Origin of the sequence: uncultured Parasphingopyxis sp., from assembly GCF_937129435.1 — a bacterium.
Taxonomy (GTDB): Bacteria; Pseudomonadota; Alphaproteobacteria; order Sphingomonadales; family Sphingomonadaceae; genus Parasphingopyxis.
Map to the genome: position 1 here is coordinate 70,029 of NZ_CAKZNF010000004.1, position 24,501 is coordinate 94,529.

The 24,501-nt window shown below is 64.2% G+C and carries 23 protein-coding genes and 1 riboswitch; of the genes, 10 read left to right on the top strand and 13 right to left on the bottom strand.

Translation table 11 applies throughout. The features are described 5' to 3' along the window. Nucleotides 1-10: 10 nt before the first annotated feature. The 7 genes from Q0139_RS00970 to Q0139_RS01000 form a co-directional block, all read right to left on the bottom strand. Nucleotides 11-388 carry a PilZ domain-containing protein gene (locus Q0139_RS00970; RefSeq protein ID WP_298016048.1) on the bottom strand — a complete coding sequence of 126 codons (378 nt, stop codon included), beginning with the start codon at nt 386-388 and terminating at the stop codon, nt 11-13. A gap of 72 nt (nt 389-460) precedes the next feature. Continuing rightward, nucleotides 461-1,108, bottom strand: a complete 648-nt coding sequence (locus tag Q0139_RS00975; protein WP_298016049.1) for a DUF938 domain-containing protein — start codon at nt 1,106-1,108, stop codon at nt 461-463. Next, entirely contained in the window at nt 1,105-2,691 is a 1,587-nt protein-coding gene (gene gcvPB, locus Q0139_RS00980; protein WP_298016051.1) for an aminomethyl-transferring glycine dehydrogenase subunit GcvPB, read from the bottom strand. The genes Q0139_RS00975 and gcvPB overlap by 4 nt, the downstream gene beginning before the upstream one ends. Then, complete coding sequence (gene gcvPA, locus Q0139_RS00985; protein ID WP_298016053.1) at nt 2,688-4,070, bottom strand: aminomethyl-transferring glycine dehydrogenase subunit GcvPA; 1,383 nt, start codon at nt 4,068-4,070, stop codon at nt 2,688-2,690. The genes gcvPB and gcvPA overlap by 4 nt, the downstream gene beginning before the upstream one ends. Nucleotides 4,071-4,108: 38 nt before the next feature. Continuing rightward, a complete protein-coding gene (gcvH, locus tag Q0139_RS00990; protein WP_298016054.1) occupies nt 4,109-4,480 on the bottom strand; it encodes a glycine cleavage system protein GcvH in 372 nt (123 codons plus the stop codon). 11 nt (nt 4,481-4,491) lie between these two features. Further along, nucleotides 4,492-5,622: a glycine cleavage system aminomethyltransferase GcvT gene (gcvT, locus tag Q0139_RS00995; protein WP_298016055.1), complete on the bottom strand. Its 1,131-nt coding sequence runs from the start codon at nt 5,620-5,622 to the stop codon at nt 4,492-4,494. 146 nt (nt 5,623-5,768) lie between these two features. Continuing rightward, nucleotides 5,769-5,858, bottom strand: a riboswitch (glycine riboswitch). 66 nt (nt 5,859-5,924) lie between these two features. After that, nucleotides 5,925-6,578, bottom strand: a complete 654-nt coding sequence (locus tag Q0139_RS01000; protein ID WP_298016056.1) for a hypothetical protein — start codon at nt 6,576-6,578, stop codon at nt 5,925-5,927. 109 nt (nt 6,579-6,687) lie between these two features. On the opposite strand from Q0139_RS01000, the gene ispH reads away from it, so the two are divergent. The 3 genes from ispH to rnhA are packed head-to-tail and all read left to right on the top strand — an operon-like array spanning nt 6,688 to nt 9,074. Then, on the top strand, nt 6,688-7,638 hold the full coding sequence (ispH, locus tag Q0139_RS01005) for a 4-hydroxy-3-methylbut-2-enyl diphosphate reductase (protein WP_298016058.1): 951 nt from the start codon (nt 6,688-6,690) through the stop codon (nt 7,636-7,638). Nucleotides 7,639-7,641: 3 nt separating this feature from the next. Beyond that, nucleotides 7,642-8,628, top strand: coding sequence for a homoserine kinase (gene thrB / locus Q0139_RS01010; protein WP_298016060.1), 987 nt, complete (start codon nt 7,642-7,644; stop codon nt 8,626-8,628). Next, nucleotides 8,625-9,074 carry a ribonuclease HI gene (gene rnhA, locus Q0139_RS01015; RefSeq protein WP_298016062.1) on the top strand — a complete coding sequence of 150 codons (450 nt, stop codon included), beginning with the start codon at nt 8,625-8,627 and terminating at the stop codon, nt 9,072-9,074. The genes thrB and rnhA overlap by 4 nt, the downstream gene beginning before the upstream one ends. Here rnhA and Q0139_RS01020 read toward each other — a convergent pair. The 3 genes from Q0139_RS01020 to Q0139_RS01030 form a co-directional block, all read right to left on the bottom strand. Then, nucleotides 9,071-9,247, bottom strand: a complete 177-nt coding sequence (locus tag Q0139_RS01020; RefSeq protein WP_298016064.1) for a DUF1508 domain-containing protein — start codon at nt 9,245-9,247, stop codon at nt 9,071-9,073. The two genes, rnhA and Q0139_RS01020, sit on opposite strands and share 4 nt — an antisense overlap. A 91-nt stretch (nt 9,248-9,338) precedes the next feature. Then, nucleotides 9,339-10,466 carry an FAD-binding oxidoreductase gene (locus Q0139_RS01025; RefSeq protein ID WP_298016065.1) on the bottom strand — a complete coding sequence of 376 codons (1,128 nt, stop codon included), beginning with the start codon at nt 10,464-10,466 and terminating at the stop codon, nt 9,339-9,341. Then, complete coding sequence (locus Q0139_RS01030) at nt 10,463-11,422, bottom strand: alpha/beta fold hydrolase (protein WP_298016067.1); 960 nt, start codon at nt 11,420-11,422, stop codon at nt 10,463-10,465. Before Q0139_RS01030 ends, Q0139_RS01025 begins: the two co-directional genes overlap by 4 nt. A 70-nt stretch (nt 11,423-11,492) precedes the next feature. Here Q0139_RS01030 and Q0139_RS01035 point away from each other — a divergent pair, with 70 nt between their 5' ends. The 7 genes from Q0139_RS01035 (at nt 11,493) to Q0139_RS01065 (ending at nt 18,719) form a co-directional block, all read left to right on the top strand. Beyond that, entirely contained in the window at nt 11,493-11,945 is a 453-nt protein-coding gene (locus tag Q0139_RS01035) for a prepilin peptidase (RefSeq protein WP_298016069.1), read from the top strand. Between the two features lie 36 nt (nt 11,946-11,981). Beyond that, nucleotides 11,982-13,070 (top strand): Flp pilus assembly protein CpaB, encoded by a 1,089-nt coding sequence (gene cpaB, locus Q0139_RS01040; protein ID WP_298016071.1) that lies wholly within the window; start codon nt 11,982-11,984, stop codon nt 13,068-13,070. A 1-nt stretch (nt 13,071) separates the two neighbouring features. Further along, complete coding sequence (locus tag Q0139_RS01045; protein ID WP_298016072.1) at nt 13,072-14,721, top strand: type II and III secretion system protein family protein; 1,650 nt, start codon at nt 13,072-13,074, stop codon at nt 14,719-14,721. Nucleotides 14,722-14,745: 24 nt separating this feature from the next. After that, nucleotides 14,746-15,378 (top strand): CpaD family pilus assembly lipoprotein, encoded by a 633-nt coding sequence (locus Q0139_RS01050; RefSeq protein ID WP_298016074.1) that lies wholly within the window; start codon nt 14,746-14,748, stop codon nt 15,376-15,378. After that, on the top strand, nt 15,379-16,668 hold the full coding sequence (locus tag Q0139_RS01055) for a pilus assembly protein CpaE (RefSeq protein ID WP_298016076.1): 1,290 nt from the start codon (nt 15,379-15,381) through the stop codon (nt 16,666-16,668). A 72-nt stretch (nt 16,669-16,740) separates the two neighbouring features. Continuing rightward, entirely contained in the window at nt 16,741-17,700 is a 960-nt protein-coding gene (locus tag Q0139_RS01060) for a type II secretion system F family protein (RefSeq protein WP_298016211.1), read from the top strand. Between the two features lie 20 nt (nt 17,701-17,720). Then, nucleotides 17,721-18,719, top strand: a complete 999-nt coding sequence (locus Q0139_RS01065) for a type II secretion system F family protein (protein WP_298016077.1) — start codon at nt 17,721-17,723, stop codon at nt 18,717-18,719. Nucleotides 18,720-18,891: 172 nt separating this feature from the next. On the opposite strand, the gene ppdK is transcribed toward Q0139_RS01065, so the two are convergent. From ppdK to glyS, 3 genes are read right to left on the bottom strand one after another with little or no spacing between them, the layout of a single operon-like run. Continuing rightward, the gene (gene ppdK / locus Q0139_RS01070) at nt 18,892-21,564 is read right to left on the bottom strand and encodes a pyruvate, phosphate dikinase (RefSeq protein ID WP_298016078.1); all 2,673 of its coding nucleotides are present in this window, start codon (nt 21,562-21,564) and stop codon (nt 18,892-18,894) included. Then, nucleotides 21,561-22,037, bottom strand: coding sequence for a hypothetical protein (locus tag Q0139_RS01075; protein WP_298016079.1), 477 nt, complete (start codon nt 22,035-22,037; stop codon nt 21,561-21,563). The genes ppdK and Q0139_RS01075 overlap by 4 nt, the downstream gene beginning before the upstream one ends. A gap of 15 nt (nt 22,038-22,052) precedes the next feature. Continuing rightward, entirely contained in the window at nt 22,053-24,428 is a 2,376-nt protein-coding gene (gene glyS / locus Q0139_RS01080) for a glycine--tRNA ligase subunit beta (RefSeq protein ID WP_298016080.1), read from the bottom strand. Nucleotides 24,429-24,501: the final 73 nt, after the last annotated feature.

The following is a 24,501-nucleotide window of genomic DNA, read 5'->3' on the forward strand; positions in this document are numbered from 1 at the left end:
TACCGATGCCCTAGCGATTTAGCCCGGGCCGACGGTAGATTTCGGGGGGCTTATAGTCCTTGAGCGGATCGTATTTCTGCTTCAGCAGCACCTCGCTTGCATTCGCCATTTCCAGCCGTTCGAGGTTGACGGGTTCGTCGAACCGCATGCCGAACGCCTTGTCCGACGACCAGACGATCGTGCCGCGGATCCGTCCAAGTCCTTTGAGTTCGATCTCGTAGCTGTGATCCCTGGGCAGATGTTCGGATGCGCGACCGCCGCATCCTTCGGGCGAGAGATTGCGGATACGCACATCGATCGTGTCGTGCCCGTCATGAAGCACGCCGACGCTGAGCAGCGATTTGCGCTTTTCGCGATCGAGACTTGGCTGATTGGTCTGGTCGTTCATTCTCGGTCCCTTCCGGCGAGATGGCCTACCGCAAGTGCGTAAACATTCGGTAAGCTATAGCGGCCGCGGGTTTCAGGCCTTTCGCAAGACCACCGAGAGGTTATTGGCAGGCATTTCGATAACCTGTTCCAAATCCAGGCCAGCGCGCCGCGCAACGGCCTCCACATCGTCGAGATCGCGCACCCCCCATAGCGCGTTTCTTTCGCGCAAGGAGCGGTCGAATGCCTTGTTGCTCGGCGCGGTTTCGACGCCCGGCCGGATGAACGGACCGTAGAGAAAAAGCGGCGCGCCGGACGGCAAAATCACGGCAGCTCCGCCGAGCAATCCCTCGGTCGCTGTCCATGGGCTGATATGTATCATGTTGATGCAGAGCACGACATCGGCGGCTGTGATCGGCCAATCGGCGGACGCCGCATCGAGATCGAGCGGTGGTGCGATATGGGCGCGTTCGCTATCGGCCGACCAGGCGGCGATCGACCGGCGGCAAACGGGATCGGGATCGCTCGGTTGCCAGTGCAGCGCCGGAAAGGCCTCGGCGAAGTGCACGATATGTTCGCCAGACCCGCTGGCGATCTCTAGCACCGTTCCCGTTGGCGGCAGAATGTCGCGCAAGACGTCGACGATCGGATCGCGATTGCGCACCGTGGCGGGCGCGTGCCGCTTGGCCTCGACGCCTACCTCCCCCGCCGTCCAGGGTTTCGGTTCCTCGGGCGGCGTCATTCCGCCGCTTCGGCGACCTCCGGCTCGCGCCAGACGAGCACGGGCTTGCGCGCGGCGGCGGTCTCGTCGAGCCGGCGGCGCGGCGCATGGACGGGCGCGGCGTGCAGGCTTTTATCGCCCGCTTTGGCGCGTGCGGCGACCGAGCGAAGCGCGCCGATGAACTGGTCGAGTGCCGCCTTGCTCTCGGTCTCGGTCGGTTCGACGAGCATCGCCCCGTGCACCACGAGCGGGAAATACATCGTCATCGGATGATAGCCCTCGTCGATCAGCGCCTTGGCGATATCGAGCGTCGAGAAGCCGTCGGCCAGGCCTTTGTCGGAGAACAGCGCCTCGTGCATGCACGGTCCGCTCTTGCCGAACGGCGCATCGAGCACGTCTTCCAAGCTGCGCAGAACGTAGTTGGCATTGAGCACTGCATCCTCGGCGACCTGCTTCAGCCCGTCGGCACCGTGGCTCATCATATAGGCGAGCGCGCGCGTGAACATGCCCATCTGGCCATGGAAGGCGACCATGCGGCCGAAGCTGTCATTATGGTCGAACTCGGCCGCATTCTCTTCCTCGACGAGGTGGACGACGCCGTCCTTGGTCTTCGCGGTGAACGGGATCGGGCCGTAGGGACAGAGCGCCTCGCTCAGCACGACGGGGCCGGAACCCGGCCCGCCGCCGCCATGCGGCGTCGAGAAGGTCTTGTGCAGGTTGATGTGCATGGCATCGACGCCGAGATCGCCCGGCCGCACCCGGCCAACAATCGCGTTGAAATTCGCGCCGTCGCAATAGACGAACCCGCCCGCCTCGTGCACCGCGTCCGAAATCGCCTTCATGTCGCGTTCGAACAGGCCGCAGGTATTGGGGTTGGTGATCATCACGCCGGCGACATCACAGTCCCCTTCCCCACCCTTTCCGAGGCGCTCCTTGAGCGCCTCGAGATCGACGCGGCCGTCGGCATTGGCCGGGATGTTCTCGACGCGATAACCGGCGAATGCGGCGGTCGCGGGGTTCGTCCCGTGCGCGCTTTCGGGAACGAGGATCACCTCGCGGGCATCGCCGCGCGCTTCGAGCGCCGCCCGGATGCACAGGATGCCGCACAATTCGCCATGCGCGCCCGCCTTGGGGCTCATCGCCACGCCGTCCATGCCAGTGAGGTCGATCAGCCAGAAGGCGAGTTCGTTGATCACCTCGAGCGCGCCGCGCACCGTATCGACCGGCTGGAGCGGATGGACATCGGCAAAGCCGGGCATTCTAGCGACCTTTTCGTTCAGCCGCGGATTGTGCTTCATCGTGCACGATCCGAGCGGAAAGAGGCCGAGATCGATGGCGTAATTCTGGCGGCTGAGGCGCGTGTAATGGCGCACCGTTTCGGGTTCGGACAGTCCAGCAAGGCCGATGGGGCGGTTGCGCTCGAGCCCGCCCAGCCGCGATTCGGCTTGCGGAGCGGCTTCCAGATCGACCCCGGTCAGCGTTGCATCGCCGATCTCGAAGAGCAGCGGCTCTTCGAGCATCAGCGCGCGGTTGCCGGTGAAGGTCTCGCTGGTCGCTTCGGCATCCTGCGGCCGCGTGGGCCGTCCTTCGCGGTTCATGCTCATGCCGGCACCTCCTCGCGCTGGTTTTGCGTGACGCTGGCCAGTCCATCGGCAAGCTGTTCGACATCGGCATCGGTCGCGACTTCGGTGACCGCGACGACAATGCCGTTCGACAGTTCCGATGCGTGCGGGAACAACCGGCCGAGCGAAACGCCGGCCAGAATTTCCCGGTCCGCGAGATGGCGGACGGCTTCGCGTGCATCGCTCGGCAGTTTCAGCGTGAATTCGTTGAAGAAGGTGTCGTTCACCAGTTCGACGCCCGGCACTTCGGACAGCCGTTCGGCAGCCTTGACGGCCTTTGCGTGATTCAGTGCCGCGAGATCGCGCAGCCCCTTCTCGCCGAGCAGGGTCATGTGGATCGAGAAGGCAAGCGCGCAAAGCCCTGAGTTGGTGCAGATGTTCGACGTCGCCTTTTCACGGCGGATATGCTGTTCGCGCGTCGAGAGCGTGAGCACATAGCCACGCTGTCCCTCGGCATCGGTCGTCTCGCCGCAGAGCCGCCCGGGCATCTGCCGGACATATTTCTCCTTACAAGCGAACAGGCCGACATAGGGCCCGCCGAAATTGAGCCCGACGCCGATCGACTGGCCCTCGCCCACCACGATGTCGGCGCCCATTTCGCCGGGCGCCTTGATCGCGCCGAGGGCGACCGGTTCGGTGACGACCGCGATCAGCAAGGCCTTGTGCGCCTGCGCCTTCTCGGCGAGCGCGGACATGTCGTCGATCCGGCCGAGAATGTCGGGATATTGCACGACAACGCAGCTCGTATCGTCATCGATCGCAGCGATCAGCGCGGTAATATCGGTTTCGGCGGTGAGCGCGGGATCGCGATGGTCGATCTCGTCGCGCGTGAACTTCGCCATCGTCTTGGCGACCGCCACATAATGCGGATGCACGCCCGAGGACATCAGCACCCTGCCCCGCTTGGTGATCCGCCGCGCCATGACGATCGCCTCCCCGCACGCGGTGGACCCATCGTACATGGAAGCATTGGCGATATCGGTGCCGAAAAGCCGCGCGACCTGCGTCTGGAATTCGAACAGCATCTGCAGCGTGCCTTGCGCGATTTCCGGCTGGTAGGGCGTGTAGGCCGTCAGGAATTCGCCGCGCTGGATCAGGTGATCGACGCTCGCCGGGATATGGTGCTTGTAGGCGCCGCAGCCCAGGAAGAAGGGCGCGTCCCCCGCCGTCAGGTTCTTGCGCGCCATCGCGCCGAGCGCCCGCTCTACCGCCATTTCGGAGGCATGATCGGGCAGCTGGTGTATCGGCCCGTCGAGCCGCGCCACCTCCGGCACATCGGCGAACAGCGCGTCGATATCGGGCGCGCCGATCTTGGCGAGCATCGCTGCCCGGTCTTCGGGTTGCAGGGGAAGATAACGCATCGCGTTCCTTTCAGGACACCGTAGCGCGTTCAAAGGCGCTACAGGCTGTCGACATAATCCTTGTAAGCCGCCTCGTTCATCAGGCCTTCGAGTTCGCTCGAATCCGACATGGTGAGACGGTAGAACCAGCCTTCTTCTTCGGGCGAGGAATTGACGAGCGCGGGCTCGTCCTCGAGCGCGCTGTTGCCCTCGGTCACTTCGCCGGAGACGGGCGAATAGACGTCGCTCGCCGCCTTCACCGATTCGACGACCGCAACCTCGCCGCCCTTTTCGACCACGGTGCCGGCTTCGGGCACCTCGACGAAGACGATGTCGCCGAGCTGTTCCTGGGCATAATCGGTAATACCGACCGTGGCGCTTTCGCCCTCGACGTCGATCCATTCATGTTCTTCGGTAAAGTAACGGGCCATTCGCGCTCCCCTCAGGCTTTCGGTGGTCGGTGATAATGATGCGGGACAAAAGGCATCGGCGTGACGATGCCGGTAAACAGCTTGCCGCGCTGTTCGACGGTGATCTCCGTGCCCGGTTCGGCCGATGCGGTCGGGACATAGGCCATCGCGATCGGCTTCTGCAGGCTCGGCGCGAAACCGCCGCTCGTGACCTTGCCGACGGCATCGCCGTTCGCGTTCAACACCGGCGCGCCCTCGCGGACCGGCTGGCGGCCCTCGATGACGAGGCCGACGCGCTTGGCGATCGATCCGCTTTCGCGTTCCTGGAGAATGCGCTCGGCGCCATGAAAATCGCCGTCCTCGCGGCGCTTCTTGGAGATTGCAAAGCCCAGATCGGCAGCGATCGGCGTCGTGTCTTCATCGATATCGTGCCCGTAGAGCGGCAGCCCGGCTTCGAGCCGCAGCGAATCGCGTGCGCCGAGACCGATCGGCTTGACCTCCGGCTGTTCGGCCAACGCCGTCGCCAGCTTTTCGACCGCATCGCCCGGCACCGAGATCTCGAATCCGTCCTCGCCGGTATAGCCCGACCGGCTGACACCGATGGTGACGCCTTCCCACTCGAACCCGCCGCCCTGCATGAAATAGAAATCGCCCGGCGTGGAGCCGTCGCCCGACATGGCCGTGATGTCGAGCCGCGCCAGCGTCTCGGCGGCCTTGGGACCCTGCAAAGCCAGCAGCGCCTGATCTTCGAGATGCCTAATCTCGATATCGTCTGGTAGATGCGTCCGCAGGAAATCCAGATCGCCCGCCTTGGTCGCGCCGTTGACGACGAGATAGAGATGGTCGCCGGCATTGGTGACCATCAGATCGTCGACGATCCCGCCGCCCTCGTTCAACAGCAGCGTGTAGCGGATCCGTCCCGGCTTCAGCGCCGAGATATCGCCCGGCACGATCGCTTCGAGCGCTTCGGCCGCGCCTTCGCCCCAGAGCTCGACCTGGCCCATATGCGAAACATCGAACAGCCCGGCCGATTCGCGCGTCCACAGATGCTCGGCCATGATGCCTTCATACTGGATCGGCATTTCATAACCGGCGAACGGCACCATGCGGGCACCATTACCGCGGTGCCATTGGTCCAGTGGAAGAGTTTTCGCATCGGTCATAAACGGTCCTCGTGACAAACAGCCGGTCGCCCGGCCGCCCCCTCTGTCACGGAAACCTGAGAGTTTTCGCCCGCCTTGGCCAATGCTTCGGCGAGGTTACTCCTTCGGCGGGATGCCGCAATGCGCCATCCACTTTCCAGAGTGCCCTTGTCCGCGCGGTCCATGGGCCTGAGAGATTCCGGGGCGGTTGCTCCTTCGGCGGTGCGGCAAGCCACACACTCTCCCGCGCGACCATCGCCGGTTTCCCGGCTCAGGCATGCATTAAGGATGAAACGAAACGGCCCGAAGAGTCAATCGGGCGATCAGCGTGTTGCGTTATATTCAAGCTGATCCGGTTCGAGCTGGAAGCCGATCAGCAGTTCGAAGGTCGCATTGTCGACCGCCGTGCGCACCTCGGGGTCCGCCATCGGATCGAGCGCGGCATCGGCTTCGCCCGCCCGGCGGCGGCGCGTCAGCCGCTCCTCTATCTCCGGCGGAATCGACGCGGCGGCGCGCGATATCTGCGCGGTCGCCTGTGCCGTCGTCGTCGCGCGATATTCGCCATCGGCAAAGTTGAGGCCGACCCGGCCGATTTCCTTCGAGACGATCTGGCTGCCGCCGCGCAGCACGGTCGCATAATAAGGGAGGACGATCTGGCGCGAGCCGCTGGCATTGGTGCGCCGCGCGCTCACTTCGAACGTTGCCGTCGACTGGATGTTCGCGCCGGCATCGCCGCATTGCGAGCGGATATTGGAGATCACGGCGACCGCGTCGATCGCGCTCGCCTCCCGGCTGGAGCGCGGATTGAATAGCGTCACCTCGTTCGTATAGACCGGAGTCGCCACCGCCGGGCAGGCCGTGCGGTTCACGAGCAGGCCGACGCCCGCCTCGGACACGTCGATCACGTCGCGCCCGCCGCAGGACGCCAGCGCGCCGCACATCGCCATGGCCGCAACAATCTTGGTAACTTTTGACACGTAGATAATCCCCGAACTCATTGGCGCCGCACAAACCGGCCCCGGTCAATCGGCGCCCTTCATAGGAAGCGCCTTTCGCCGCTGCAAGCAATCGCGTAAGGCGCGCGGCATGAATGCCCCCAAAACACCGCTTACCCTTATGATCGCTGCGCCACGTGGATTCTGCGCCGGCGTCGACCGCGCGATCCGCATCGTCGAACTGGCGATCGAGAAATATGGCGCCCCCGTCTATGTCCGCCACGAGATCGTCCACAACCGCTATGTCGTCGATACGCTGAAGGCGAAAGGAGCGGTCTTCGTCGAGGCGCTGAACGACGTACCGGACGGCGTACCGGTCGTCTTCTCCGCCCATGGGGTGCCCAAAGCCGTGCCGCACAAGGCGGAAGAGCGCGGCCTCGATTATCTCGACGCGACCTGCCCCCTTGTCTCCAAGGTGCACCGCCAGGCCGAACGGCTTGTCGAAAAGGGCGCGCATATCCTGTTCATCGGCCATCGCGGCCATCCGGAAGTTGTCGGCACGTTCGGCCAGGTGCCCGAAGGCGCGATGACGCTCGTCGAAACGAGCGAAGATGCGCGCTCGCTCGAGCTTGCCGACACCAGCAATCTCGCCTTCCTGACGCAAACAACGCTTTCGGTCGACGATACGCGGGAGATTATCGAGGAATTGCGCGCGCGCTTCCCCGGCATCGCCGCCCCGCGCAGCGAGGATATCTGCTACGCCACGTCGAACCGGCAGGATGCGGTCAAGGCGATTGCTTCCAGCTGCGACGCCGTCTTCGTGATCGGCGCGCCCAACAGTTCCAACTCGCTGCGCCTGGTCGAAGTCGCCGAGCGCTACGGCACCGACGCGCGGCTGATCCAGCGTGCCGAGGAAATCGATTTCGACTGGCTGGAAGGCGTTGCGACACTCGGCATCACCGCCGGGGCCTCGGCGCCCGAAGTGCTGGTACGCGAGGTTGTCGAAAAGCTGGGCGAACGCTTCGCCATCGAGGAACGGGAAGTCGAGACGACGCAGGAACGCATGCTCTTCAAGCTGCCGCGCGGTCTCGAAGCCGCCTGATACATGGCCGTCTATACCGAGGTATCGTCCGAAGCGTTGAACGAGTTTCTGGCCCGTTTCGATGTCGGCGAACTCGTGTCGTCCAAGGGGATCGCCGAGGGCGTCGAGAACAGCAATTATCTGGTCGAAACGACGCAAGGCCGCTTTATCCTGACGCTCTACGAGAAGCGCGTCGATGCCGCCGACCTGCCCTATTTCATGGCGCTGCTCGATCACCTCGCGGACAAGGGCCTTCCCGTCCCGCCTGCCGTACCGGATAAAAGCGGTGAGGAAATTCACGAACTTTGCGGCCGCCCGGCCTGCCTGATCCGCTTTCTCCCCGGGGTTTCGGTAACACGGCCGACTTCCGGACAGGCACAAGCGGCGGGGCGCGCGCTCGCTGAAATGCATCGGGCGGTCGCGGACTTTTCCCGCGATCGTGAAAACACCATGGGTCAGCCGACCTGGCGACCGCTGTTTGAGCGCTGCGGCGACAGTCTCGATCGAATCGCGCCCGGGCTACAGACCGATCTCGGCCGGGCGATCGAGGATGTGGCTGCGAACTGGCATCGCTTCGAGACGGGCGAAAAGACCGAACTCGACCGGTGCGCGATCCATGCCGATCTGTTTCCCGACAATGTCCTGATGCTCGGCGATCGGGTGACCGGGCTGATCGACTTCTATTTCGCCTGCACGGATTTCCGGCTCTACGATCTCGCCGTCATGCACGCGGCATGGGCGTTCGATGCGACGGGCACGTCGTTCGACAAATCCATCGGCGACGCATTGGTCGACGGCTACACGACCCTCTTCCCGCTCAGTGACGATGAGCAGGCCGCGTTCGGCGATCTTGCCGTGGGCGCCTGCGTCCGTTTCACCCTGTCGCGCGCATGGGACTGGCTCAACACGCCTGAGGATGCCGTCGTCACGCGCAAGGATCCGCTTGCCTTCTGGCGCAGGGTCAAGATTTACGACCCCGATCTGGCCGCGAAGCTCCCGACACTCTCATGACGAAGACGGTCGAAATCTTCACCGACGGTGCCTGCAAGGGCAATCCGGGGCCCGGCGGCTGGGGCGCGCTTATTCGCTATGGCGCGCATGAGAAGGAGCTGTCGGGCGGCGAGCCGGAAACCACGAACAACCGGATGGAGCTTCTCGCGGCGATCCGGGCGCTCGAGGCGCTGACGCGGCCAAGCACCGTCCGGATCACGACCGACAGTGTCTATGTCCGCGACGGGATCACCAAGTGGATCCATGGCTGGCGGCGCAACGGCTGGAAAACGGCGGCGAAAAAGCCGGTCAAGAATGCCGACCTGTGGCAGGAACTGGTCGAAGCCGCCGCGCCGCACGACATCGAATGGGCCTGGGTGAAGGGCCATGCCGGCCACCCCGAAAACGAACGCGCCGACCGCCTCGCCAGCGACGCGGCGAGCGCAATCGGCGGTGCGACAGGCTAGCTGTTGTCTTCGACGTCCGCGCCGGGCGCGTTCTTCTTGACCGAGTTGATCGCGTTCTTCGCGCTGGACTTGCTGGAATAGCCCTCGCTCGAGAACATGACCTCGCTGTTATATTTGAAGCGGACGCGGAACTCGCCCTTCTTGTCTTTGTAGATTTCGAACTTGTGCGCCATGAGCTCTCCCCCTTGGTGATGTGCACCATCGTGTTAGGCAGCTCTTACAGGCGTTGCCAGTGTATCTTTCGCAAAAGTGCAACATTGGCGACTAACGAAATCGGTCCGGCCGATAGAGCGCCGGATCGATCGAAGACGGCACAGCTTCGGTATTTCCGTCGCCGATCAATGCCTTGCACAATTGCGCCGCCGCCGGTGCCGTCTGGATGCCGAAGCCGCCCTGCCCCGCACACCAGAAAAATCCCTCGACGCGCTTGTCATAGCCATAGACCGGCAGCCGATCGGGCGCGAAACTTCGCAGGCCCGCCCATTTCCGCTCCACCGCCTCGATCCGCCAGTCGACGGCCTTCTGCAGCCGGTCGATCGCGACCGCGATGTCGATCTCCTCGGGCGCAGCGTCGCCCGGCGATGTCGCGGTTTCGTCGTGCGGGCTCAGCCAGATGCGTCCCTCGCTTTCGCCCTTGAAGTAAAAGCGGCCCAGCGCATCGATGACGAGGGGGAGCGCCGCAGGAACCGCAGGATCGACGCGCAACTGCAAAATGGTCCGGCGATAGGGCACGATGCCGACCGGATCGACGCCCGCCAGTGACGCCACGTGGTCGGCCCAGGCGCCGGCTGCATTGACGATGACGCCCGCCCGGAAATCGCCGCGCGCGGTCGCGATATCCCAGCCGACTTCGTCTCGCTTCGCCCCGATGACCCGTGCACCGCACCGTAATTCCACGCCGCGGCGCCGGGCGGCGGAAAGATAGGCCTGATGCAGCGCCGCGACGTCGATATCGGCGCATTGGGGTTCGGATATCGCCTTGTTCCACCCGGGCTTGATGCCGGGAACGCGCTGCTCGATCTCCGATCGGTCGATAGCGTGCAACGGCAGCCCGCTATCGTTGAATTCCGCTGCGAAGGAGGCAAGCGCCGGTTCCGCGTCGGCATCCGCGATATGGATCGCCCCACGCTCGGTCAGGAACCCACGCTCGGAAAAGTCCGCCGGCGGAGCATGGAGGAAATCGAACGATGCCGTGGTCAGCGGCTGAATGCCGAGTCCGCCGTACGTTTCGGTCCAGAAGGCAGCCGAGCGGCCTGTCGCGTGATATCCGGGCGTATCCTCGGCTTCGAGTAGGACGACACGCGCATCCGGAGCGATTTCGGCCGCGACGCTCGCCCCGGCGATCCCCGCGCCGACGATCGCGAAATCGAAGCTATCCTCCGCAGAAGTCACTTTGTGCTCGACGCGATCTTGTTCAGGAAGCGATCCATCTCGGCAATCAGCGGATCGCGGATCTCGTCGATTTCGCGAAGCAGCTCGTGCGCCGATTTGTCATTCATGACGAGACGCGCATCGGGCAGCCGCCGCGCCGCCTCTTCGATGGCACTCGCCTTGACGAGCTTGTCCTGCCTCGCGGCGACGATCAGGACCGGTATCCCGACGCTCTCGAAGGTGCCACGCGCGAACATCGCTTTCGACGACGCATAGGCCGCTTTCAGCCAACTCCAGCTCGGCGGGCCGATCTTCAGCTTCGGCTGCGTGTCGTACCAATATTCCTCGTCCGAATAGCGCGGCCAGTCATGCGTCAGCAGCTTCTGCCGCGAACTTCCTGGCAGCGAGGGGCGCTCGTTCTCCTGCCAGGCATGCTGTTCGGCGAAGCCCAGGCGCACATAGGCCCGGGAAATCAGCTGGGCGAGTTTCTCCGGCAGGGGCCGGCTCTGCATCTTGAGCATCGGCGCGCTGAAAAGAGCGCCGGCGATATCGGGCTTGCGATCGATCAGGAAACGCATCGCGATATGACCGCCCATCGAATGCGAAGCGAGGACGTGCGGCCCCGGAACCCGCTGGCGCCATTCCGTCAGGAAGACCTCCAAGTCCTCGATCCATGGCTCGAAGCTCACGATATGGCCCACGGTCGGATCGGTCAGGAAACGGCCCGAACCCGATTGGCCCCGCCAGTCGAAACCGCTCAGATGCCAGCCCGCCTCATGCCAGTGATGCAGCGTTTCGAGATATTTCTCGAAAATGTCCCCCCGCCCCGTCTGGAAGATCATGCTGCCCTTGATATCGGCCCCGGCCGGGGCGGGCCATGTCCAGCGGCGATGATCCCAGCCATCGGGCGCCTGCCACCGGTCGATAACCAGTTCTTCGGGATATGCGCGTCTGTCGAAAGTCTTAATTTCGGCCATGTCGGTTACGGTTTAGAAAGCAGTAAGCCTTAGGGCTATCCCCATGTCCGGGGCAGCATCGCTTTTTTCCATGGTCTTTCTTGTGCCCGCGCTCCTCGTGGCGGCGCGGGGCGATTGGCTGCGCCGGGACATTCCGAACATGCTCAACGCAGCGATTGCCGCGATGGCGCCGGTCTACTGGTGGGCGGCGGGTTTCAGCCTGTGGCCGGAGATCGCGATCATTATCGGTTTGGCCTTCGCACTGTTTTGTCTCTTCGCGGTTGCGTTCGCGATCGGTGCCATGGGCGGCGGCGATGTAAAGATGATCGCTGCGCTCGCGCTCTGGATGACGCCGATGCAGCTTCCGATGATGCTCATCGTGATGGCGATCGCAGGCGGGCTGCTGACCGCGGTCATGGTGGTGCGCCACCGGATGACGAAACGGCTGGGCCGCCCGGAAATCCCTTATGGCATCGCCATCGCGATCGGCGGGCTCTGGGTGATCGTGAACCAGATTTTAACCAATTTGCCCCAAACGGCATAGCGGGCCGAAGGGGCTCGACAGGAGGCAGTATCTGTCATGGACGCACGTAAAATCATCTTGCTGGTTGGTGCCCTGCTCGTCGCGGGGATGACCGCCCTACTCGCAAGGAGCATGTTCGCGGATGCGGGCGCTCCGGTCGCCGTGGCCTCGGAAGCCGAGCCGCAGGGACCCATGGTCCTCGTGGCAACGCGCGCCCTGCCCGTCGGCACGATTATCGATGCAGACAGCTTCCGCTATCAGCCCTGGCCCGAAGAATTGATCGAGGGCAGCTATTTCCTCCGCGGTGAATCGGACATCGACAGCCTGATCGGCACCGTCGTGCGCAACGAAGTCACTGCAGGCCAGCCGATCACGCAGGGCGCGCTCGTGCGTCCCGGCGATCGCGGCTTCCTTGCCGCCGCGCTTGGCCCGGGCATGCGTGCCGTGACCGTTCCGGTGTCCGCGCAGAGCGGCGTTGCCGGCTTCGTCTTTCCTGGCGACCGCATCGACCTCGTCTTGACGCAGGAAGTGTCGGGCGGCGGCGAAGGCCCCCCGCTCCATGCCTCCGAAACGATCGTGCGCAACCTACGCGTCCTCGCGACCGACCAGCGCACGACGAACGAAACCAACGAAGAGGGCGAACGGCGCGTCATCGTCTCCAACACGGTGACGGTCGAAGCGACGCCGCGGATCGCCGAAAAGATTGCCGTGGCACAGACCATCGGCCAGCTTTCGCTGTCGCTGCGTTCGATCGCCGACAACACGGCCGAGCTGGAACGCGCCATCGCGGCCGGCGACATCGAGCTGCCCGACGGCACCGATCCGGCCGCCGAGCGCCGTATCATGACCGAAATCGCACAGCGCCCGGTCGATACCGATACGACTTATGTGACCGGCGGCGACGTGTCGCGTTTCCAGCGCCGCACCGTTCCCAGCCAGAACACGGCAAGCCAGCAGGCACCGGGTTCGGCCGCCGCGGACATGGCCGCCGCCATGATCGCCGCCGCCACGGCCGGCCAACAGGGTCAGAACGGGGGCGGCCAGCAGGCTCAGCCCGGCGGAGAATCGGCGCAGCGTCCTGACGGACCGTCGGTCCGCATCGCTCGCGGCAACAATGTCACCTACACACCGGTGAGGGGTAACTAAGATGACTTTGAAGAAGAAACGCCGTCACGGCCCGCTCGCGGCGATCGTCGCCGCGGGGATCGCCGCCAGCCTCGGGGCTGCCGTCCCGAGCACGGCCCAGGCTCAGGTCTCTTCCTCGCGCTTCCCGGCGCCGGTCGACAATATCACGCTCTCGGTAGGCCGTGGCCAGCTGGTCAACCTGCCGCGCGGCATGAGCGACCTGTTCGTCGCCAGCAGCAATATCGCCGATGTCCAGGTGCGCTCTTCGACGGCGCTCTACATCTTCGGCAAGGCCGCGGGTGAAACGACGGTCTACGCGACCGACCGCAGCGGCGACGTCGTCTATTCGGCAACCGTCCGCGTCGGCAACAATCTCGACAGCGTCGGGCAGATGCTCTCGCTGGCGATGCCCGAAGCCTCGATCCAGACGACGCCGATGAATGGCATGATCCTGCTGACGGGCACCGTTGCCAATCCGCAGGACGTCGAAGAAGCACAGGCGCTCGCCCAGGCGTTCGTCGGCGAAGACACGCAGGTCATCAGCCGGTTGCGCACCGCGACGCCGCTGCAGGTCAATCTGCAGGTCCGTATCGCCGAGGTCAGCCGTTCGGTCGTCCGCGATATCGGCGCCAATCTGCTGACGCGCGACACCACGGGCGGTTTCCAGTTCGGCGTTTCGCGCGGCAATCCGGGCACAATCACCGATCTCAACACCTCGGGCTTTCCGATGCTCGACGCGAGCAGCGTCTTCGGCCTGCCCGCGGGTTCGATCAGCCTGCCCTTCGATACGCGCACGGGTCAGTTCATCACCGGCGGCACGACCTATAATCCGGTCGGGTCAAACGGCACGAACACCGTTCTCAGTGCCGCCGGCCGGGTCCTCGGCCTCGATATTCTCGGCGCGCTCGACCTTGCCGAAACCGAAGGCCAGGTGGTGACGCTCGCCGAGCCGAACCTGACCGCGCTTTCGGGCGAAACCGCCAGCTTCCTTGCGGGCGGCGAATTCCCGATCCCGCTGTCGCAGGGGCTGGGTTCGGTCTCGGTCGAGTACAAGCAGTTCGGCGTCAGCCTGGCCTTTACGCCGGTGGTGCTGGCCAATGGCCGCATCTCGATGCGCGTCCGGCCGGAAGTCTCCGAGCTGACCGACGAAGGTTCGGTGCAGATCAACGGCTTCACCGTTCCTGCGCTGACGACGCGCCGCGCGGAAACGACCGTCGAACTCGGTTCGGGCCAGAGCTTCATGATCGCCGGCCTGTTGCGCAATTCGCACAACAGCACCGTCGATCGCACGCCGGGCCTGGGCGATGTTCCGATCCTCGGCACGCTCTTCCGCTCCAACCGCTGGCGCCGTGCCGAGACCGAGCTGGTCATCGTCATCACGCCGTATCTGGTGCAGCCGGTATCGGCCAACCAGATCGCGCTGCCGACCGACGGCTATCATTCGCCTTCGGATATCGAGCGCCTGCTCCTCGGCCGCACCTATAGCGGCGAGACCGGCGAAGCGCGGCCGCAGCCCATGATGGCGCCGCCGAGCACGGTGCAGCAGCCCGGCCTCGAAACCGGCGCGCTCGGCCAGATGCCGGTTCCGCCGGCAGGACAGCCGCAGGCCGATCAGTCCGCCACACGTGAAGCGGCGGGCAGCGCGGCTCCCGGCTTCTCCTTCAACGAATAGCGCAACGACCCTGGAGTGAACACGATGCGAACGATTGCTACCTCTGCCCTCCTCGCCGTTGCGACGACATTGGGTGCCTGTGCGGGCGGACCGGTCAACCAGACCGTCTATTCCGCCAACCAGCCTGTCGTCAGCCGGTCGGACTATGTCTACGACGTCAATGCCGACGGCGTCGGTTATTCCGAGGAAGCGCGGATCGTCGACTGGTTCGACACGCTCGATCTCGGCTATGGCGACCGCGTTTCGATCGACGATCCCAATCCCTATGGCAGCGCCGAACGGCGCAATGCCGTGGCCGCGATCGTCGCCCGTTACGGCCTGCTGCTCGCCGATCGCGCGCCAATCACGGCGGGTCAGGTCCAGCCGGGAACGATGCGGATCGTCGTCAGCCGGATGACGGCCGAAGTGCCGAGCTGCCCCAATTGGGATCGCCGGTCCAACGGCCAGTATGCCGGTTCGTCGACCTCCAATTACGGCTGCGCGATCAACGGCAATGTCGCCGCGATGGTCGCCAATCCCGAGGATCTCGTCCGCGGCCAGTCGGGCAGTGCTTATGGCGACCCGCGCACTTCGACCCGCGCGATCAACAGCTATCGCAGCCAGAACCCGACCGGCGAGGACGGGCTCGAGGAAATCACGACGACGGGAGGCAACTAGATGAACGCTCCTTTCAACCCTTCTTCGGTGAGCGCGCGCGATCCGTTCCAGGCCTATGTCTGCGACGAGGAAACCGCCGAGATGCTCAAGCCGATCGTCAGCGAACTCGGCTGGGCGCAGGAAAAGGTGAACAAGGGCGGGCTGCGTAACGCGGTCCAGTCGCTCTCGATCACCGCAAGCCCGAACATCCTGTTCGTCGACCTTTCGGAAAGCGGCGATCCGCTCAACGACATCAACTCGCTCGCCGAAGTCTGTGAGCCGGGGACGGTGGTGATCGCGGCGGGGCAGATCAACGATGTGCGCCTCTATCGCGACCTGCTGTCGAGCGGCATTCAGGATTATCTGCTGAAGCCGTTCAACCCGGATCAGATCCGCGATTCCTTCAACCAGGCGCAGATGATCTTTTCCGCGCCCCGCAACAGCGACGGCGCGGAAAGCGATCGTCCGCATGTGATGACGGCATTCGTCGGCACGCGCGGCGGTGTCGGCGCTTCGACGTTGGCCAGCTCCGTCGCTTGGTTGATGAGCACCCAGGAAGGCCGGCTCACCGCGCTGATGGATCTGGACGTGCATTTCGGCACGGGTGCGCTGACGCTCGATCTCGAGCCCGGCCGGGGCCTGATCGACGCGATCGAGAATCCGAGCCGCATCGACGGGCTCTTTATCGAGCGCGCCATGGTGAAAGCCAATGACAAGCTCGCCGTCCTTTCGGCCGAAGCGTCCGTCAGCCAGCCGATGCTGAGCGACGGCAGCGCCTATTACCAGCTGGAAGAAGAGTTCAAATCGGCCTTCGAGGCGTCGGTGATCGACGTACCGCGGTCGATGCTGGTCCAGTTCCCGCACCTGTTCCACGATGTGAACAAGATCGTGCTGGTGACCGAACTGACGCTGGCGGCGACGCGCGACACGATCCGGCTTCTGTCATGGTTCAAATCGAACGCACCGCATTCGCAGGTCATTGTCGTTGCCAATCGGGTTCCCTCGAGCGGCACGACGGAGATCACCAAGAAGGACTTCGAGGGATCGATCGAACGCAAAATCGATTTCATGATCCCGCTCGATGCGAAAACGGCGGTGCAGGCGGCAAAGCTGGGCAAGACGCTCGTCGAGGCCGGCAAATCATCCAAGGTCGCAACGCAGATCAACGCCCTGTGCCAGCGCCTCGTCGCCGACGATGTCGCCAGGGACGGTGATGAAGAGGAAAAGGGCAGCTCGCTCGTCGGAAAACTCGGAGGCTTCAAGTCGTTGCTCTCCAGAAAGTCCGGCAAGGACGAAAAGAGCGCCGCGTAAACCGCCACTAGCGGCCGCCCTTAGCGGGGCGGCCCTAGGGCCAAGAAGTTGGGAAGCGCCATGTTCGTGCCAATGCTGATTTTCGGTCTCGGAACGCTCGGCTTTCTGGTCGTGGCCTATGTCATTTTATCCGGCCCGAACCCGGAAAAGGCGCAGGCCAAGCGGCTGAGCAGCCTGAAGGAACGGCACAGTCCCGACGCCGGCTTCAATGCCGAACGCCAGATGAAGCGCATTCTCGCCAAGCGGGATTCGCAGCTCGACACGATGGCGGGACGGTTCATGCCGCGCCCGGAAATGCTGAAAATCCGCCTGTCGCAGACCGGCAAGAACTGGACGATGGGCCAGTATATGATCGTGTCCGGCGGGCTTTTCGCGATCAGCTTCCTGCTGCTCTCGTTTCAGGGATTGCCGCCGCTGTTCGGACTGTTCCTGGGCCTGTTCATCGCGGCCTTCATTCCGCACTATGTCGTCGGCTTTCTGATCAAGCGCCGGGTCAACAAGTTCAACGCGAAGTTTCCCGACGCGATCGAGCTGCTCGTTCGCGGCCTCCGGTCGGGCCTGCCGATCTCGGAAACGCTCACCCTCGTGGCGCAGGAAATTCCCGATCCGGTCGGCAGCGAATTCCGTCAGGTCGTCGAGAAGATCAAGATCGGCAAGACGATGGACGAGGCGCTGCAGGAAACCGCGACGCGGCTCGGCACGCCCGAATTCAAGTTCTTCGGCATCACGTTGAACATCCAGCGCGAAACCGGCGGCAATCTCGCCGAAACACTGTCGAACCTTGCGACGGTGTTGCGGCAGCGGTCGCAGATGAAGCTCAAGATCAAGGCGATGAGTTCGGAATCGAAAGCGTCGGCCTATATCGTCGGCTCGCTGCCCTTCATCGTCTTCTTCCTGATCATGTCGATCAACCCCGGCTATATGAGCCAGTTCTTCGTCGACGAGCGGCTGATCATCGCGGGCATCGGTGGCCTGATATGGATGGGCATCGGCGTGTTCATCATGGCCAAGATGGTCAATTTCGAGATCTGAGGACGGGATAGACCAAGATCATGCAGCCTGAAGTAACCACCCCGACCCTTCTCGGTATCGACGTCATCATGGTGGGGACGATCCTCGCCGCGGTGGCAACGTTCGCCGTGCTCGTCGCGATCTATGCGGCGACGACGGTGCGCGACCCCATGGCGCGGCGCGTCAAGGCGCTCAACGAGCGGCGCGAACAGCTCAAGGCCGGCATCACGGCATCGAGCGGCAAGCGGCGCAAGTCGCTGACGCAAAAGAACGAGACGACCGACCGGATGCGGTCCTTCCTGAAATCCTTCAAGGCGCTTCAGGAAGAACAGCTGCAACAGGCGCAGCAGATGCTGGCCCAGGCCGGCATCCGTTCGAAGGACAAGGCGGTCGCCATCATCTTCGGCCGCATGATCCTGCCGATCGTCATCGGCACGGCCGTAACGATGGCGGTGTTCGTCTTCGGCTGGCAGGCCGAGGCGGGCGCGTTCAAGAAATTCATGATCGTCGCCGGCTCGTTCGTTCTGAGCTACAAGGCGCCCGATCTCTACATCCAGAACAAGGTGACGAAGCGCTCCAAGGCGATCCAGAAAGGTTTGCCCGATGCGCTCGACCTGCTCGTGATCTGCGCCGAGGCCGGTCTCACCGTCGACGCCGCCTTCCAGCGCGTCGCCAAGGAACTGGGTAGCGCCTATCCCGAACTGGGCGACGAATTCGCGCTGACCGCGATCGAACTGGGCTTCCTGACCGAACGCCGTCAGGCTTTCGAGAATCTCGCCTATCGCGTGAAACTCGAGGCCGTGAAGGGCGTCGTCACGACGATGATCCAGACCGAGAAATACGGCACGCCGCTTGCTTCGGCGCTGCGCGTGCTCTCGGCCGAATTCCGCAACGAGCGCATGATGCGCGCCGAGGAAAAGGCCGCGCGGCTCCCGGCGATCATGACGGTGCCGCTGATTCTCTTCATCCTGCCGACGCTCTTCGTCGTGATCCTCGGCCCGGCAGCCTGTTCGATCTCCGACAACTTCGTCGGAGGGTAGGGTAACTGATTTGTCAGACTCGTCCTGACGGTCGAGCGCCGCACCGGCCCGCACCCCCACCCGGCCTCCCCGAGAGTATCCTGAATGGGAGGCCGGGTGGGGGTGCGGGCCGGTGCGGCGCTTTGGCGCTAGCCAAAGTCTGACAAAATCAACCCGGTGCGGCGACCTCGGGCTAGCGAGGGTCTGACGATTTCAACGCAGCCTGCGCCGCCGCGAGCCGGGCGATCGGCACGCGATAGGGCGAGGCCGAGACGTAATCGAGCCCGGTCTTCTCGCAAAAGGCGATGCTCGCGGGATCGCCGCCATGTTCGCCGCAAATGCCGAGCTTGATGGCAGCGCGCGTGCCCCTGCCCCGCTCCGCCGCCATCTCGATCAGCTCGCCGACGCCCTCGATATCGATGCTGACGAACGGGTCGCGCGGGAAAATGCCCTTGTCGACATATTGCGTCAGGAAACGCCCAGCATCGTCACGGGACACACCGAGCGTCGTCTGCGTCAGGTCGTTCGTGCCGAAGCTGAAGAATTCCGCCTCCTCGGCAATCTCACCCGCACGAAGCGCAGCACGCGGCAGTTCGATCATCGTGCCGACGAGATAGTCGAGCGTACGGCCCTTCTCTTCGAACACCGCCTTCGCCGTCTCGTCGATCACCGCCTTCATCAGCTCCAGCTCGCGCTTCGTGCTGACGAGCGGGACCATGACTTCGGGGATCGGGGCTTCGCCGCTCTCCTCGGCAACCTCGCAGGCTGCTTCGAAGATCGCCCGCGCCTGCATCTCGTAGATTTCGGGATAGGTCACGCCCAACCGGCAACCGCGATGGCCGAGCATCGGATTGAACTCGTGCAGCTCGGACACGCGGCGCTTGAGCGTATCGACCGACACATCGGCGGCCTCGGCCACTTCCTCGAACTCGCCATCTTCATGCGGCAGGAATTCGTGAAGCGGCGGGTCGAGCAGGCGGATCGTGACGGGTAGCCCGGCCATGATCTCGAAGATCTGCTTGAAATCCCCGCGCTGTTCCGGAAGCAGCTTCTCTAGTGCCGCCCGCCGCCCGGCTTCGTTCGACGCCAGGATCATCTGCCGCACTGCGGTGATCCGGTCGGCATCGAAAAACATATGCTCGGTGCGGCACAGCCCGATCCCCTCGGCGCCAAATTCGCGCGCCGTCCGGCAATCGTCGGGCGTTTCGGCATTGGTGCGGACCCTGAGCCGCCGCACCTTGTCCGCCCATTCCATCAGCGTGCCGAAATCGCCGGCCAGCTCGGGCTGGATCGTTGCGACCTTGCCCATCATGACCTCGCCGGTCGCGCCGTCGATCGTGATCGTGTCGCCTTCCTTCACCTCGCGGCCCGCGACGCGGAAGACCTTTTCCTTGGCATCGATCGCGACATTGCCCGCGCCCGACACGCAAGGCCGCCCCATGCCGCGCGCGACGACAGCAGCGTGGCTCGTCATGCCGCCGCGTGCCGTCAATATGCCCTTGGCCGCGTGCATGCCGTGAATATCTTCCGGCGAGGTTTCGACGCGGACCAGGATCACGTCCCGGCCGTGCTCCGATTTCGCCTCCGCCGTGTCGGCATCGAACACCACGATGCCCGATGCCGCACCCGGCGATGCGGGGAGCCCCTTGGCGATCACATCGCGTTCCGCTTCCGGATCGAGCGTCGGGTGGAGCAGCTGGTCGAGCGCGGCGGGTTCGACGCGCGATACGGCTTCTTCCTCGGTAATCAGCCCTTCGGCAGCCATGTCGACGGCGATCTTGAGCGCCGCCTTGGCGGTCCGCTTGCCGCTCCGCGTCTGCAGCATCCAGAGCGTCCCGCGTTCGACGGTGAACTCGATATCCTGCATGTCGCGATAGTGCGTTTCGAGAGTGTCGAAGACTCTGGCGAGCTCGCGGAACGTTTCGGACATCGCCTCTTCCATCGACGCCGGTTTCGCGCCCGCTTCCTCGCGCGCCGCTTTCGTCAGATATTGCGGCGTCCGGATGCCCGCGACCACGTCCTCGCCCTGCGCGTTGATCAGCCATTCGCCGTAATACGCTTTATCGCCGGTCGAAGGATCGCGCGTGAAGGCGACGCCGGTGGCGCTGGTCTCGCCCATATTGCCGAACACCATCGCCTGCACGTTCACCGCCGTGCCCCAGCCGCCCGGAATGTCGTTGATCCGGCGATAGATTTTCGCGCGCTCGGCATTCCACGATCCGAACACCGCGCCGACCGCGCCCCAAAGCTGGTCGTGCGCGTCCTGCGGGAACGGCTCGCCCTGCTCGTCGAGCGTGATCTTCTTGTATTCGCCGACCAGCGCCTGCCAGTCCTCCGCCGTCATCTCGGTATCGAGATGATAGCCCTTGTCCTCCTTGGCGATCTCGAGCGCTTCCTCATAGACGCCGTGATCGAGGCCGAGGACGACATCGGCGTACATCTGGATGAAGCGGCGATAGCTGTCCCAGGCGAAGCGGGCATCGTCGGCCTTCTTCGCCAGCCCCTCGACCGTCTCGTCGTTGAGGCCGAGGTTGAGCACCGTGTCCATCATCCCCGGCATCGACACGCGCGCGCCGGAACGAACCGAGACGAGCAACGGATCGCTCGCATCGCCGAAGGTCTTGCCCGTCACCTGCTCGATATGGGCGATGCCGTCGGCGACCTGCTCGCGCAGTTCGTCGGGGAACACCTCGCCCTCGTCATAATAGCGCGTGCACATCTCGGTCGAGATGGTGAAGCCGGGCGGAACCGGCAGGCCGATCGAGGCCATCTCGGCAAGGTTCGCCCCCTTGCCGCCGAGCAGGTTCTTGTCGCCGGTGCCGCCATCGGCAACACCGCCGCCGAAACGATAGACATATTGGGTCATGCAGTCGGTATTCCTGTCTGCGGCCCGCGCCGGGCGGACCATTGTTCCATCACGGCATGCGCCAGCTTGCCATAGAAAACGATCGGCCGCGAATAGCCGCGCACACGCGCCTTCGCCTTCTTCCACACGAGTGCCGTCCCCGGTTCGACCCGCTCGAACTCATCCCAGCGAAGGTGCAGCATGGGATGAAAGGCGCTGAACGGAAAGCCGGGGCGCAGGAAGAGGCCGCTATGATGCACCCAGGCCTTGATGATGTTCGAATAGTTGAGCGGGAAAAACAATCCGTCGCCAAAGGTCAGCGTCTGCCCGCGCAGGTGCACGGCATCGGCGGGCGGCTCCAGCGGCACGCGGCGCTCGCGGATGAGCTTCTTCCAGCCCAAAGTCGCGATCACCCAGATGACGAACGTCCATATCGCGGCGAAGACGAGCAGAAAGCCCGGTATGATGACGATGAGCAGCCCGGCCCCTTCCATGCCCCATCCCCGCTGTCAGCCTTCGATCTTCGAGAAATCGGCAACCCGGTGCACGGCGTCGCGGAACCGCGCGAGCAGACCGAGCCGGGCGGCGCGCTTGGCCGGATCGTCGTCGTTGACGGTGACGCTTTCGAAAAAGGCGTCGATCGGCGCGCGCAACTTGGCGAGCGCGGACATGGCGGCGGCGAAGTCCTCCGCCGCGATGGCGCTGTCGGCCTCGGGCTCGACGGTGGCTAGCGCCTCGCGGAGCAGCGCTTCGGCGGGCTCAGGGTCGTAAGCGGCGTCGGTCGACTCCCACTCCTCCTTTTTGAGGATATTCGCTGCGCGCTTGTACCCGGCGAGGAGATTGGTGCCGTCGGCGGTCTTGAGGAAATCCTGCAAGGCATGGACGCGGGCGAGCAGCCGAACGAGATCGTCCTCGCCGCCGAGCGCGAACACCGCGTCGATCAGGTCGTGACGAACGCCGGCCCCGCGTTGCTGGACTTTGAGGCGGTCGGCGAAGAAGTCGATCAAAGCTTGATCGTTCCGCCTCAACGTGACGACTGTCTCGGGACTCCTGTTTTCCAGTTCCTCGACAAAATTCTCCATACTTTCTGCACGAACAATCGGGTCGATGGATCTTGGCGTCATACGCCCAAACAGTGCCTGAAGCATCGGCGTGTCAGCAATCTGGTTGAACCAACCCGCATCGCTTGAGTGAATGGCCCAGAACAACCAGCGCTCGCTTATTCCATTTAGCGCGAAGCGCAGTTCATTCTGTTGCAATAGACCGAGGTTTCCCAAACCTGCCCGACGCAGTGCAAACGGATCCTTCGACCCAGTTGGTGTGTCGCCGCTCAGGAAAAAGCCAATTAGGCTATCAAACTTGTCCGCCAAACTCACCGCCACCGTCACGGGCGCGGTGGGCACCTCGTCGCCCTGCCCGACCGGCTTATAGTGGTCGCGGATCGCGGCGGCGACTTCGGGGTCGAGGCCTTCGGCTTCGGCATAATAGCCGCCCATGATGCCCTGCAGGTCGGGGAACTCGCCGACCATGCCGGTGACGAGATCGGCCTTGGCGAGCCGGGCGGCGGTTTCCGCCTTGTCGGCGAGGGCCGCAATTTCGGCATCGCTTACCTCGTCATTCCCGCGAAGGCGGGAATCCATCTCCGGCGGCTGGGGCTGGATTCCCGCCTTCGCGGGAATGACGATGCGTTCTTCCACCAGCCAGCGCGCCAGCTTCGCGACGCGGTCGACCTTGTCGGCGACGGTGCCAAGCTTCTCGTGAAACACGATCTCGCCGAGCTTTTCGGCATGCTGCTCCAGCGTCTTCTGCCGGTCCTGCTGCCAGAAAAATTGCGCGTCGGAGAGCCGCGCGGCGAGCACCTTTTCATTGCCCGCGACGACGCCTGCGCCGCCGTCCTTCGCCTCGATATTCGCGGTGCAGATGAAATTCGGCGCCAAGTCCCCCTCCCGCTTGCGGGAGGGGTTAGGGGTGGGCTTTTCGCCATCCTCGGACCCACCCCCGGCCCCTCCCGCAAGCGGGAGGGGGGTGCGGCAGATGAAATATTTCTGGTTGATCCGCGCGGTGAGCTGGATGACCTCTTCGGGCAGCTCCAGATACGCCCTGTCGAAACCGCCGAGCAGCGGGACCGGCCATTCGGTGAGGCCGGCATTCTCGATCACCAGCCCCGTATCGTGGACGCGCTCCAGCCCGGCCGCCTTCGCCACGGCATCGCCTTGCTCGCGGACGATCCCCTCGCGCTCCTCATGGTCGACGATGACATGGCAGGCGCGCAGCTTTTCGGCATAGTCGTCGGCGCTGCCGATCGTGATCGGGCCGCTGTGGTGGAAGCGGTGTCCCACGGTGTCGAAGCCCGACACCACGCCATCGATTTCGCACGGCACGAGGTCCTCGCCGAGGATCGCGACAATGCCCTGCAACGGCCGCACCCAGCGCAGGCTTTCGCTGCTCTGCGACGCCGCGCCCCAGCGCATCGATTTGGGCCAGGGAAAGGCGCGAACGATCTTCGGGATCGCCTCGCCGAGCACGTCTTTCGTCGCGCGGCCCGGCGTATCGATCACCGCGTAGAGGAAAATGCCCTTCTTCTCCTCGCGCTCCTCAAGCTGATCGCGCGTGAGCCCAGCGCCGCGCAGAAAGCCCTCGATCGCCTTGTCCGGCGCATCGGCGCGCGGCCCGCGGCGTTCCTCGCTGACAGCCTCGGTTTCGAGCGGCAGTCCGCGCGCGATCAGCGCGAGCCGGCGGGGGGTGGACCAGACGCTGATGCTCTCGGCCTTCAGCCCCGCCTCGTCCATCTGCTCCGAGAACAGCCGCGCGAGATCCTCTCGCGCTTTCTTCTGCATCCGCGCCGGTATCTCTTCCGAGAGGAGTTCGAGGAGGAAATCGGTCACGCCAAGCCTCCTTCGCGGCTTCGCGTCTTTGCGTGAGTCCAATTTGATTCACGCGAAGACGCGAAGACGCAAA

Excerpts from the sequence above, each read along its gene's own strand:
- Q0139_RS00970 (WP_298016048.1), bottom strand. The coding sequence starts at position 388 with ATGAACGACCAGACCAATCAGCCAAGTCTCGATCGCGAAAAGCGCAAA.
- Q0139_RS00975 (WP_298016049.1), bottom strand. The coding sequence starts at position 1,108 with ATGACGCCGCCCGAGGAACCGAAACCCTGGACGGCGGGGGAGGTAGGC.
- gcvPB (WP_298016051.1), bottom strand. The coding sequence starts at position 2,691 with ATGAGCATGAACCGCGAAGGACGGCCCACGCGGCCGCAGGATGCCGAA.
- gcvPA (WP_298016053.1), bottom strand. The coding sequence starts at position 4,070 with ATGCGTTATCTTCCCCTGCAACCCGAAGACCGGGCAGCGATGCTCGCC.
- gcvH (WP_298016054.1), bottom strand. The coding sequence starts at position 4,480 with ATGGCCCGTTACTTTACCGAAGAACATGAATGGATCGACGTCGAGGGC.
- gcvT (WP_298016055.1), bottom strand. The coding sequence starts at position 5,622 with ATGACCGATGCGAAAACTCTTCCACTGGACCAATGGCACCGCGGTAAT.
- ispH (WP_298016058.1), top strand. The coding sequence starts at position 6,688 with ATGAATGCCCCCAAAACACCGCTTACCCTTATGATCGCTGCGCCACGT.
- thrB (WP_298016060.1), top strand. The coding sequence starts at position 7,642 with ATGGCCGTCTATACCGAGGTATCGTCCGAAGCGTTGAACGAGTTTCTG.
- rnhA (WP_298016062.1), top strand. The coding sequence starts at position 8,625 with ATGACGAAGACGGTCGAAATCTTCACCGACGGTGCCTGCAAGGGCAAT.
- Q0139_RS01020 (WP_298016064.1), bottom strand. The coding sequence starts at position 9,247 with ATGGCGCACAAGTTCGAAATCTACAAAGACAAGAAGGGCGAGTTCCGC.
- Q0139_RS01030 (WP_298016067.1), bottom strand. The coding sequence starts at position 11,422 with ATGGCCGAAATTAAGACTTTCGACAGACGCGCATATCCCGAAGAACTG.
- Q0139_RS01035 (WP_298016069.1), top strand. The coding sequence starts at position 11,493 with ATGGTCTTTCTTGTGCCCGCGCTCCTCGTGGCGGCGCGGGGCGATTGG.
- cpaB (WP_298016071.1), top strand. The coding sequence starts at position 11,982 with ATGGACGCACGTAAAATCATCTTGCTGGTTGGTGCCCTGCTCGTCGCG.
- Q0139_RS01045 (WP_298016072.1), top strand. The coding sequence starts at position 13,072 with ATGACTTTGAAGAAGAAACGCCGTCACGGCCCGCTCGCGGCGATCGTC.
- Q0139_RS01050 (WP_298016074.1), top strand. The coding sequence starts at position 14,746 with ATGCGAACGATTGCTACCTCTGCCCTCCTCGCCGTTGCGACGACATTG.
- Q0139_RS01055 (WP_298016076.1), top strand. The coding sequence starts at position 15,379 with ATGAACGCTCCTTTCAACCCTTCTTCGGTGAGCGCGCGCGATCCGTTC.
- Q0139_RS01060 (WP_298016211.1), top strand. The coding sequence starts at position 16,741 with ATGCTGATTTTCGGTCTCGGAACGCTCGGCTTTCTGGTCGTGGCCTAT.
- Q0139_RS01065 (WP_298016077.1), top strand. The coding sequence starts at position 17,721 with ATGCAGCCTGAAGTAACCACCCCGACCCTTCTCGGTATCGACGTCATC.
- ppdK (WP_298016078.1), bottom strand. The coding sequence starts at position 21,564 with ATGACCCAATATGTCTATCGTTTCGGCGGCGGTGTTGCCGATGGCGGC.
- Q0139_RS01075 (WP_298016079.1), bottom strand. The coding sequence starts at position 22,037 with ATGGAAGGGGCCGGGCTGCTCATCGTCATCATACCGGGCTTTCTGCTC.